11 protein-coding genes are annotated in these 10,189 nt (G+C 60.0%); 3 read left to right on the top strand and 8 right to left on the bottom strand.

Going from position 1 to position 10,189, the window contains the following annotated elements; translation table 11 throughout:
* Positions 1–35 precede the first annotated feature (35 nt).
* From OC610_RS13440 to OC610_RS13415, 6 genes are all read right to left on the bottom strand, one after another.
* Positions 36–968 (bottom strand): D-2-hydroxyacid dehydrogenase, encoded by a 933-nt coding sequence (locus OC610_RS13440; protein WP_264428270.1) that lies wholly within the window; start codon positions 966–968, stop codon positions 36–38.
* 119 nt (positions 969–1,087) lie between these two features.
* Positions 1,088–1,381 (bottom strand): YcgL domain-containing protein, encoded by a 294-nt coding sequence (locus OC610_RS13435; protein WP_264428269.1) that lies wholly within the window; start codon positions 1,379–1,381, stop codon positions 1,088–1,090.
* On the bottom strand, positions 1,378–2,511 hold the full coding sequence (gene rnd, locus OC610_RS13430) for a ribonuclease D (RefSeq protein ID WP_264428267.1): 1,134 nt from the start codon (positions 2,509–2,511) through the stop codon (positions 1,378–1,380). Before rnd ends, OC610_RS13435 begins: the two co-directional genes overlap by 4 nt.
* Positions 2,512–2,632: 121 nt before the next feature.
* The gene (locus OC610_RS13425; protein WP_264428265.1) at positions 2,633–3,274 is read right to left on the bottom strand and encodes a class I SAM-dependent methyltransferase; all 642 of its coding nucleotides are present in this window, start codon (positions 3,272–3,274) and stop codon (positions 2,633–2,635) included.
* A gap of 70 nt (positions 3,275–3,344) precedes the next feature.
* A complete protein-coding gene (locus OC610_RS13420) occupies positions 3,345–4,994 on the bottom strand; it encodes a phosphoethanolamine transferase (RefSeq protein ID WP_264428264.1) in 1,650 nt (549 codons plus the stop codon).
* Positions 4,995–5,159: 165 nt separating this feature from the next.
* The gene (locus OC610_RS13415) at positions 5,160–6,542 is read right to left on the bottom strand and encodes a glutamine synthetase family protein (protein WP_264428262.1); all 1,383 of its coding nucleotides are present in this window, start codon (positions 6,540–6,542) and stop codon (positions 5,160–5,162) included.
* A gap of 461 nt (positions 6,543–7,003) precedes the next feature.
* On the opposite strand from OC610_RS13415, the gene OC610_RS13410 reads away from it, so the two are divergent.
* On the top strand, positions 7,004–7,930 hold the full coding sequence (locus tag OC610_RS13410) for a LysR family transcriptional regulator (RefSeq protein WP_264428272.1): 927 nt from the start codon (positions 7,004–7,006) through the stop codon (positions 7,928–7,930).
* 3 nt (positions 7,931–7,933) lie between these two features.
* On the opposite strand, the gene OC610_RS13405 is transcribed toward OC610_RS13410, so the two are convergent.
* Positions 7,934–8,299 (bottom strand): 5-carboxymethyl-2-hydroxymuconate Delta-isomerase, encoded by a 366-nt coding sequence (locus tag OC610_RS13405; protein WP_181286693.1) that lies wholly within the window; start codon positions 8,297–8,299, stop codon positions 7,934–7,936.
* 72 nt (positions 8,300–8,371) lie between these two features.
* Positions 8,372–9,307 (bottom strand): LysR substrate-binding domain-containing protein, encoded by a 936-nt coding sequence (locus OC610_RS13400; RefSeq protein ID WP_264428261.1) that lies wholly within the window; start codon positions 9,305–9,307, stop codon positions 8,372–8,374.
* A gap of 164 nt (positions 9,308–9,471) precedes the next feature.
* On the opposite strand from OC610_RS13400, the gene OC610_RS13395 reads away from it, so the two are divergent.
* Positions 9,472–9,663: a YegP family protein gene (locus OC610_RS13395; RefSeq protein ID WP_264428260.1), complete on the top strand. Its 192-nt coding sequence runs from the start codon at positions 9,472–9,474 to the stop codon at positions 9,661–9,663.
* Between the two features lie 62 nt (positions 9,664–9,725).
* Positions 9,726–10,189 (top strand): AraC family ligand binding domain-containing protein (locus tag OC610_RS13390; RefSeq protein WP_264428259.1); only part of this gene is annotated, 464 nt, incomplete at its 3' end.

The following is a 10,189-nucleotide window of genomic DNA, read 5'->3' as shown; positions in this document are numbered from 1 at the left end:
CACGGTGGCTCACACACCTTGAGTAAAGTTGGGCTTCAGTAACCCCGACTGAAATCCACTTCCCCACGCAGCGCTTCACTCGACTGGTAGGCGCGCAGGTTCTCCAGGAACAACTGCACCATCATCGGCGGCGAGGTCGGTGCCGAGCTGTGGCCGGTCAACAGCAGGCCCCAGGCCGTCCAGAACGGATGACGCTGCGGCAACGGCTCCTGGCGACACACGTCGATCACCGCGCCGGCCAGATGCCCTTCCTTCAAGGCTTGCACCAGATCCGCGTCCACCACCGCCACTCCACGGCCGACGTTGATGAACAACCCAGTGGGCTTGAACTGCTTGAACAGCGCCGCGTCGTAGATGTCATGGGTGTCCGGTGTGTTCGGCAGCAGGTTGATCACGTAGTCCGCTTCGCCCACCAGACGCGGCAAGTCCTTCAACACCCCAACCTCGATAAACGGCGCCAACTCACGGGCTTCACTGGCGATGCCGTACAACTGCACGCCAAACGGCACCAGGAACTGCGCCACCCGCTGGCCGATATCGCCCGTCCCGACGATCAACACCTTGCGCCCCGCCAGGCTTTGCCCTTGGCGGTTGTCCCACTTGCGCTCCACCTGGCTGACCAATCGCGCCAGGACTTCGCGTTCATGCCCCAGCATATAGGTGAGCACAAATTCGGCCATTACCTGACCGAATATGCCGACCGCGCGGGTCAGGCGATAATCGCGCGTCAGGCCCTCGGCCAGCAGCGGCGTGATGCCCGCCCAGGTCGATTGCAACCAACGGGGCCGGTGGCCTTGACGCAACAGGGTCGCCAACAGGTCAGGCTGGCCGAGCCAGACCGGGCAATCAGTCGCCAGCCGCGACAGCTCGGCGGAATCGCCGCTGGTCAGCACCTCGATGTCGGGTGCAGCGTGACGCAAGAGCTGGGCATAGACCGCGTGGTCGTGTTCGGCAATCAGAACGCGCATGAATCAAACCTTTCCAAACAGTGCAGACGGCCGCCGACAGAGTGTTGCTCCATCCATGCGGCCCATCGCCAATAATCATTTCAGTGTTCAAGAGGCCCCAGGACGGGCGCCCCGAAGTATCAGACCGGGTCGTTGCGTCGCAGCAATTCTTCGGGCAGATGCTCGATGTATTCGTCTTCAGCCGGAGGCATCTGCAAGTAATAGCCCTGGGTGTCGAGGTTTTCCAGCACTTTGTTGATGTCCTCCCGGGACAGTTGCCGCTCCGGGCTCAATACCAGGTCGAAGGCATGGATGGCCTTGCCGAACGCGGCCATCAATGGCTCGGGCACCCGGGCCAATGCCTCGCTCTTGAGGACGTAGAGGTACATCTCGTTTTTCTTCGAGCTGCGGTAGATGGAGCAGATACGTTTCAAGGCTGTTCTCCGGCGGTGGCCAGGCTGTCGAGCAATGCCTGGCCCATCAACTCGCGGCGCCAGCCACGCAGCGAATCGGGCAATTGATAAGGCCCCTCGGGAAAGCCAGTCTTGATCAGGGCTTCGAGGGTTTTCTTGCGCAACATCAGTTCCGGGGCAATGCCCAGCCGCTCGGCTTCAGCCTGCCCCTGCGCCTTGAGCCGCTTGAGCAGCGCCGAGGCCTCGATCGGCAAGGGTTCGGGCACCGCTGGCGGCCATTGTTCGGGTGGCACGCTGCCTGCGCGCTTGATCAGGTCCAGTAGGAACTCACCGTCCTGGCGCACGGTACGCGGGTGCATGTCTTCGATCTTCGCCAGCGCACCGAGGTTATCTGGCTGTGTGCGGGCCAGGGGCCATAGCGAGTGCTCGCGGATGATGCGGTTGCGCGGAAGGTCACGGGCTCGCGCCTCGCGCTCGCGCCAGGCGCATAGTTCACGTAGCACGGCCAATTGCGCCCGGGACAGCTTCCAGGCCAGCTTGGCCTCGCGGTACACCTCGTACGGGTCGACTTCGCGGCGCAGGTTGGCTACCAGTTCGGCGCCATCCTCCAAGACCCAGCTGTATTTTTCATCGGAAAGCTTCGGCCGCAGCTGTACGAAAACTTCCGCAAGATGCACTGCATCCTCGGCGGCGTAGCTGATCTGGGTTTCGGACAGGGGCCGCTGCAACCAGTCGGAACGGGTCTCGCCCTTGGGCAACTCGATGCCCAGCACTTCCTGCACCAACCGCGAATAGCCCATGGAGAAACCCAGGTTCAGGTAGGCGGCGGCCAGTTGGGTGTCGAACAGCGGCGCGGGCAGGCTGCCGGTCAGGCGCAGCAGGACCTCGAGGTCTTCGCTGCAGGCGTGCAAGACCTTGAGCACCGCCGGGTTTTCCAGGAGCGCGGCCAAGGGTTGCCAGTTATCGATGGTCAAGGGGTCGATCAGGTACGCACTTTTGCCATCGCCAATCTGCAGCAAGCCGGCGATGGGATAAAAGGTGTCGACCCGCATGAATTCGGTGTCGAGGGCGACGAACGGCAACTGTTGCCATTCGGCGCAAAACCGACCGAGGCTATCGTTGTCGCGAATCCAGTGAATATCGATGGCCACACGGCTCTCCCTTGAAGAATGGCGCGCAGTATATATCGCCGTCGGCGATTGCGAGCATCTACGGAGCAAGAGCTTGAGAGAAATCGCCTGCGCAAACGCAAGAATAGTCCTACATCTGCATTTAACCGGTCTTACGCAATACATACACCCGTTTAAACGCCAGGCCGGGCAGGAAATCCTGATGCCACACCACGCTGAAACCGGCCGCATGAAACTCGGCTTCGACGCTGGCCTTATCGGCCTGGCTTCGTTGCGAAGACTGGCCGAGCTTGAGACGCCCCTCGATCTGGACTGACACGATCACCGTGTCGCGGCTGACCCGGTGAAACTCGCGCAGCAACGCCAGGCGATGTTCGCTGGCCTGGATGTGCAGAAACAGTTGAAGACAAAAAATACAGTCCACCGCGTTCGCCGACAGCCCGAGGGTAAACGCCGAGCTGGGGAAGGTCTTGATCCGCTGGAGCAGCGCACCGCCATGGTGACTGCGAGCATGATCGAGCGTATCCGGCGACGGGTCCGCCGCCAGGATCACTCGGTTGGCATGTTCGCCCAACACCGGCCAGAACCGCCCCGCCCCACACGCGACATCCAGCACCAACCCAGGCTCACCGGCCACCTTCAAGGCGTTGCGTGCCAGCTGCTCATCACGCCAGAAGGTCAGGCGCAGCCGCCGAGGCGTCGGTTGACAGCAGATCTGCGCATGCTCCTGATCATGCTGCCTGGCGAACTCAAGCTCGACGGTGGAGGGGGATTGCCCGGACATACTCACGGCTCATGGAAAGTGGTTGAACAACAGGTTAAACAGGGCTACGTGAAAAAAAGGTGTACGACAATCAATCCTTGGCCAACACCCCATCGATCACTGCACTGCGGCAACTGGCGAACATATCCAGGTCCTGGTTGTAGACCTTGCTGTTGACTTCCAGCAGCCCGAGCATCGAGTGAAACAGGTTGTCCTGGCTCAGGGGTTTGTCCCGACTCATTTGCAGGCAATGCGTATCGACCGAGAAGGACTTCTGATAGCTGTCGGAAAACCAGGCCAGCATCGCCACATGTTTCTGTTGCTCAGGCGCCAGCATGTAGGGCGTGCCATGGAGGAACAGGTTGTATTCGCCAAGGGACTCGCCGTGGTCCGACAGATACAGCATGGCGGTGTCGACCTTGTCCTGGTTGGCCCGCAGCAAATCGATCAACATCGACAGCACGTGATCGGTGTACACCAGCGTGTTGTCGTAGCCGTTGACGATGCTCTCGCGGCTGCAATTGTTCAGCGCATTGCTCTCGCACACCGGGGTGAAATGCTCGTATTCCTTCGGGTAGCGCTTGAAGTATTCCGGCCCATGGCTACCCATCTGGTGCAACACCAGCACGGTGTCCTTGTCGAGGGTGTCGATAAAATGTTGCAAGCCCTGGAGCAGGATTTCGTCGCGGCACTCGCTATTGGCGCAGAGGGTCGGATCCTTGAGGTTGCTGACATCCTGCAACGTGACCCGATCGCAGGTGCCTTTGCAGCCGGACTGGTTGTCCCGCCAGATCACTTCCAGCCCGGCGCGTTTGAGCACGTCGAGCAGGCCCTCTTCATTCTTGGCCTTGCTGGCGTCGTAATTCTTGCGGCCCATGTTGGAAAACATGCACGGCACTGACACGGCCGTCTCGGTCCCGCAGGAATGCACGTCGGTGAAAGCGATCAGCCCGGCCTCTTTGTTCAGTTGCGGAGTGGTGTCGCGGTGGTAGCCGAGAATGCCGAAGTTCTCGGCGCGAGCGCTTTCGCCGACCACCAGGACAGTGAGGGATTTTCGTGTATGGGTTTGCCAGGCCGGGTTGCGACTTGCATCCTCGCCCAGTGTGACGAATGGTTGCTTGGCCGACGCGACCTGCTCGCGCAAATAGCCGAACGACGCCCCGATGTAGTTGCTCGGCACCACCATCAGATGCAGTTCATGGTGGTTGCGAAACAACGAAGACAGCCCTTGATAGTTGATCATGGCCACCGCGCCGAGCACCGCAACCGAGGCCACGCCGACCAGCAACTTGCTTAATAACTCCCTGGGCCAGCGGCGATAACTAATGGGCGTCTTGAACAATAACCAGGAGGGCAAGACGCCCAATAAAGCGATATAGGCAAACAACTTCAAGGACAACAGGCCGCGAACTTCCGTGGCATTGGTTTCGGCGAAATTCCGCAACATGCCGGCATCAATCAACACCCCATATTGGGCCATGAAATACGCCACGCCGGCACTGATCATGAACAACAACATCAACAGCGGCTTGAGCACCGGCCGGAACGCCAACAACGTCAACACCAGGTTGAACGCGCAGAACACGATCACCGCAAATGCCAGGCACAGCAGCAGACCGCGACCATCCGATGCAGTAATCACCAGCAGGTGCTGCCAGAGGATAAGGTTGAAGCCCACTAACAAAAAGGCACTGGCGGCCAGCGTCACCCACTCGGGGCGCACGGCTTTAATAGTCGGCATGATGGTTGGAGGCTTCCTGAAGTTGCTCTTTGAAAAGAAAGTGCCGCGTACAAATGTGAAAAATTCATTTCCTACGGCAGCACAAACTTTAGTCAGCCCACCATCAATTTTTCGTGAAAAAGATGCGAGTAAATAATTATTTAAGGAGCTTTTTCAGGGCCGGCGTCAGGCCTGGTTCAGATACCAGCGCCAGTCCTGCTCGCCTACTTCCCCCATGAATTGGCGATATTCGGCGCGTTTGACCGCCAAATAGACACCCAGAAACTCACTGCCAAACGCCTCTCGTGCCCAGGCCGAAGCCTCAACGGTACACAAGGCTGTAAGCCAGTCGGTGGGCAGCCACTCGGTCGCCTGGGCGTAACCATTGCCTTGGACCGGCGCGCCGGGATCACGTTGTTGCCGTATGCCGCGATGAATCCCGGCCAGTATCGCGGCGGCGGCCAGATACGGGTTGGCATCGGCCCCGCAGACGCGGTGCTCAATGTGTCGCGAAAACGCCGGGCCGCCAGGCACCCTCAGGCTCACGGTGCGATTGTCCACGCCCCAGGTTGGCGCCAGCGGCGCATAGCTGTTGCTCTGGAACCGACGGTAAGAGTTGGCGTTGGGACAGAACATCAGTAGCGAATCCAGCAAGGTTTCGAGCATCCCGCCTACCGCCTGGCGCAAAAGCGGCGTGCCGTCGGCGGCTTCGCTGGCAAACAGGTTGTGCCCATCCCGGTCCGCCAGGCTGACGTGCATGTGCATGCCGGAGCCCGCCAGATGATCGAATGGCTTGGCCATGAAACACGCCGCCATGCCGTGTTTATGTGCCACGCCCTTGACCAGGCGTTTGTAGCGCACCGCCTCATCCATGGCTTGCAGGGCATCGGTTCGGTGCTCGAGGGTGATTTCGACCTGACCCGGTGCGTATTCCGAAATAGCGGTTCGGGCCGGAATGCCTTGCTGTTTGCAGGCGGCATAAAGGTCGGCCAGGAACGGCTCGATCTGCTCCAACTCGCGCAAACCATAGACTTGCGTGGCCCGTGGCCTGCCACCGTCTGCATCACGCGCCGGTTGCGGCCGGCCTTGGCTGTCGCGCTGGGCATCCAATAGATAGAACTCCAGCTCCGCCGCCATCACCGGGTAATAACCGTCGGCCTGCAAGACGTCGATCATCCGGCTGAGCAGAAGGCGCGGGTCGGCGACTGCCGCAGGCATTCCTTCCTCGGGATGCATGCCGACCTGCACGGCGGCGGTGGGAATCAACCGCCACGGCATGCGTTGCAAGCTGCCGCTGAGGGGGTAGGCGCGGCAGTCGATGTCGCCGACATCCCATACCAACCCTGAATTTTCCACATCGTCGCCATTGAGGGTCAGCCCGAGCATGGTGCTGGGCAGCGGCCGACCATTTTCATAGACCGCCAGCAACTCGTCCCGGTGCAATAACTTGCCCCGTGGCACGCCGTTGTTATCCAGAATGAACAGCTCGAAGAGTTCGATATCGGGGTTTTGTTCGAGGAACGCCTGGGCGTGCTGCACGGGCGCGAAAGTATTTTTGGCAAGGCTCATGAGAAGGCTCGTATTTCCATGTCGGACGGGCGACCAGGCGCCGTCGGTCTGTGCTCGCCAGCGACGAACACGGTGTTTGATCAACAGGAAATACGGGAGTCTGGAGGACGCGCGTGACGACAATGCCACAGGGCCCAGAAGGCCAGCTCGGACGGCAGCGCACTGAGGGATGGAGGTATGACGGGCGTAGTCCTGCCGAGCGGATCGACCGCGGCGGATGAAAGGTATCGGAGCACCAAGGGCCAACCGTTCATGAGCGCATCACAGAGACTGTACCCAGCAAGCGTCCCACGGCCCCCTCGAATCATTAAACCTGGATTTGATGGAGCTTGGATCAGGGCGAACTAAACATAAGCAAACGAATGACGCCGTGTTCAACGTTCTCCTCGGCCTCTCGTTCCGCTAGGATCACCCGCCTGGTTTGCGCAAGATCCGCGCAAGGACACAGCGAGACAGAACGGATGCTGAACAGTAACGCCCTCAGAAAGCTCGACATGCAGGACCTCATGGTGTTTAGCGCCGTGTATGAACAAGGCAGCGTCACCGGTGTGTCCGAAGCACTGTGTGTCAGTCAGTCGACCGTCAGTTATTGCCTGAAGAAACTGCGCGCCTGTTTCGATGATGAACTGTTTATCAACAGCCGTACCGGCATGCGCCCGACCTATAAAGCCGAGGGAATGTACGAGCATGTGCGCGCCATCCTGCAGCGGATCAACCAGTGTCACGCCGGATCGCCAACCTTCGATCCCAGGCGCCAGGCGATCACCTTCAATATTTGCGCGCCTGAATACTTCGAACAGCTGATCCTGCCCCGACTGCTGCGGGGGTTCAATCACGCGGAGCTGCCGGTGATGGTGAACGTGCGCAAGCTCGAAGCGGACATTCCCGTCGAAGCACTGCGCAATGGAAGCCTGGACCTGGTGGTCTGCTTCGGCCCGAATTTTCACAGTAATCATGCCGACCTCAAGTCCAGGCCGCTGCTGGACGACGATCTGGTCTGTGTCGTGGATAAACGGGCTGCACGACCGGAACTGCCGCTGAGTCTAGAAACATTCCTACAGCGCCGGCACGTTTTTCCGACACCCTGGGCTTCGTCCAGCAACATGATCGACGGCTGGCTGGCGATGCAGGCGCAGCAACACCAGATCGCGGCGCGCGCCAACAGTTACGGCGCGGCGTTAAAGATGATCGCGGGTACCGATTTCATCCTCACCCTGCCCCGCCGCATCCAGCAACTGCTCGCCAATGACGCGGGTTTTCATCACCACGACGCGCCTGAAGGCTTGCCTGGTTTTACCCTGGACATGCAATGGAGCCTGGCCGTCGATCAGGACAGCGCCAACATCTGGTTGCGTGAACAGGTCATCGAGGCTTGCCTTGGGCACTGAAGCTTAAAGACCGATGGCAGCCTTGGCATAAGGGCCACGATCAATGTCCAGCAGTTCCACGCACAACTGCACACTGACACCGGCGGGCCAGGGTCCCAGATCCTGGAGTACGGCCAGCAGGTTGTCGGCCAACTGCTTCTTGATCTCCGCCGAGCGGCCACTGAGCAACGCCAGTTTCAAATGCACGAACCCGCGCTCGCCGATGCCAGTGCCGACCCGAAATGTATCGATCTTCACCGCACGGCTCTTGATGTCGTGCTCAGCCGCGAACTGACCGGACGCCACCAGTGCGTTGTTCAAGCGCAGCAGCGCGACATCGGCGTTCAGCTCGGTCAGGTTGGCGGTGTATTCCATGTGCAGGTGAGGCATATGTTTCGACTCCGATTCGAAAAAGCGAGGGTGAGATGACAACCGACGCAACCATACCTCGACTGGGGTGGGTCAGGCAGGTTTTGTTTCGTCCGCCAGTGGCATCCGTTCGCTCATGAACGCCTCCAACCGCGACCTCAGCCACCGCTCGGCCGGGTCGTTGTCGACGTGGCTCAGCCAAACCATGGACAAATCCACGGTCGGCGTCTCGAAGGGAAAAGGTTCACAGAACAATTGGCCGGAAGCGGCCATGGCCGTGGCGGTGTAGTCCGGCAGGCTGGCGATCAGATCAGTGCCGGCCAGCAACGCCGGCAAGGCGCTGTACTGTGGCACCGACAGCACCACGTGGCGCTTGCGGCCGATTTCGGCCAGCCATTCGTCTGCCAGGCCGGCAATGTTGGCCGTATGGGAAACCAGCACCTGGGGCCGCGCGCAGTATTCATCCAGGGTCAGCGGTGTATCCGAGGCATCGGCCCGCAGCACGCGGGCCCGGATGTGCCGCAGCAGCTTGCGCTTGGCATTGGCCGGCAGCCCCCGGGTCTGGCTGATGCCGACCGTGATGTCGCCTGAGGCAAGCAAGTCGGGAATGCGCCAATAATCGACGTGCTGCACCACGAACACGACGTTGGGTGCTTCCTGACGCAGGCTGCGCAACAGCGGCGGCAACAGGCCGAATTCCACGTCATCCGACAGGCCGATGCGGAATGTCATGCTGCTGCTGGCGGGGTCGAAATCATGGGTCAGGCTCAGCGCCACCGACAGTGAGTCCAGTGCCGGCGACAGATGCTGAATGATTTCCTCTGCACGGGCGGTTGGCTCCATGCGATGACCGACGCGGATGAATAATGGGTCGTTGAACATCGCCCGAAGGCGATTGAGGGCCGAGCTGATGGTCGGTTGGCCCAGGAACAGTTTTTCCGCCGCCCGTGTCACATTGCGCTCGAGCATCAGCGTTTCGAAAACCACCATCAGGTTGATATCGGCCTTGCGCAATTCGTTGCGGTTCATCCCTTGCTCCTGGTTCCAGTCGACGTAGCAGGCGCTGCAATTTTCTGAAATATCTCACAATCATTGGAAACGTTTTCCCAATAGCGAAAATTATCAGCTTGGCTAGGCTTGCGACGACATGTACAGAACATGTCCTGAACAAATAAATCGCATGGAGCGAACCGATGTATTTTGAAATCTATCGACAGACCCGAGGCACCCCAAGCTCCGGACAAGGCCAGTGGCGCTGGCGCTTGAGGGCCGGCAATCATGAAACCCTCGCCAGCGGTGAATCCTACGTGAACAAGGCTGACTGCCTGCACGTCATTGGGTTGATCAAGAGCGCGCACGGCGAGACACCCGTAAAAGAAATCTGAAGCCGTCCACGGGCCGACCATCCTGAAGTATCGTATGCAGCGAACAACGAGAGGTCGCGTCCATGGCTCAACCCAATAACCGTAGCGACTGGCTGGTGCGCGCGCCTGAGTCGAGAAAACTGGAGCGCATCGAAGCCTACTTCAGTGGTCACGGCTACAGCGCCCACCGGCATGACACCTACGCCATCGGCTTCACCCTGTCCGGCGTCCAGAGCTTCAACTACCGGCACAGCAAGCGTCATAGCCAGCCTGGTGGAACCATCGTGCTGCACCCCGATGAGGTTCATGACGGCGAAGCAGGCACCCGCGATGGCTTTCATTACCGGATGTCCTACATCGAACCGTCACTGATCCAGCAAGTGTTGGGTGGCAGGCCCCTGCCCTTCATCGAGGGTGGATTGTCGAACGATCCCCGGCTCAACATCGCGACCCGCAGGTTGCTCAATACACTGGAGCATCGCCTCGACCCACTGGAGGAAGACGACGCCATCCATGATGTGGCCCAGGCGCTCGCTGTCGCGGCGGG

It is taken from the genome of Pseudomonas agronomica (assembly GCF_025917275.1).
GTDB lineage: Bacteria > Pseudomonadota > Gammaproteobacteria > Pseudomonadales > Pseudomonadaceae > Aquipseudomonas > Aquipseudomonas agronomica.
The sequence above is the reverse complement of the archived record's forward strand: the minus strand, read 5'-3'. Positions and strand labels throughout refer to the sequence as shown.

What these genes read in the sequence shown, in the direction of transcription:
- OC610_RS13405 (WP_181286693.1), bottom strand. Translation starts at nt 8,299, where the DNA reads ATGCCTCACCTGCACATGGAATACACCGCCAACCTGACCGAGCTGAAC.
- OC610_RS13395 (WP_264428260.1), top strand. Translation starts at nt 9,472, where the DNA reads ATGTATTTTGAAATCTATCGACAGACCCGAGGCACCCCAAGCTCCGGA.
- OC610_RS13400 (WP_264428261.1), bottom strand. Translation starts at nt 9,307, where the DNA reads ATGAACCGCAACGAATTGCGCAAGGCCGATATCAACCTGATGGTGGTT.
- OC610_RS13410 (WP_264428272.1), top strand. Translation starts at nt 7,004, where the DNA reads ATGCTGAACAGTAACGCCCTCAGAAAGCTCGACATGCAGGACCTCATG.
- OC610_RS13440 (WP_264428270.1), bottom strand. Translation starts at nt 968, where the DNA reads ATGCGCGTTCTGATTGCCGAACACGACCACGCGGTCTATGCCCAGCTC.
- OC610_RS13415 (WP_264428262.1), bottom strand. Translation starts at nt 6,542, where the DNA reads ATGAGCCTTGCCAAAAATACTTTCGCGCCCGTGCAGCACGCCCAGGCG.
- OC610_RS13425 (WP_264428265.1), bottom strand. Translation starts at nt 3,274, where the DNA reads ATGTCCGGGCAATCCCCCTCCACCGTCGAGCTTGAGTTCGCCAGGCAG.
- OC610_RS13420 (WP_264428264.1), bottom strand. Translation starts at nt 4,994, where the DNA reads ATGCCGACTATTAAAGCCGTGCGCCCCGAGTGGGTGACGCTGGCCGCC.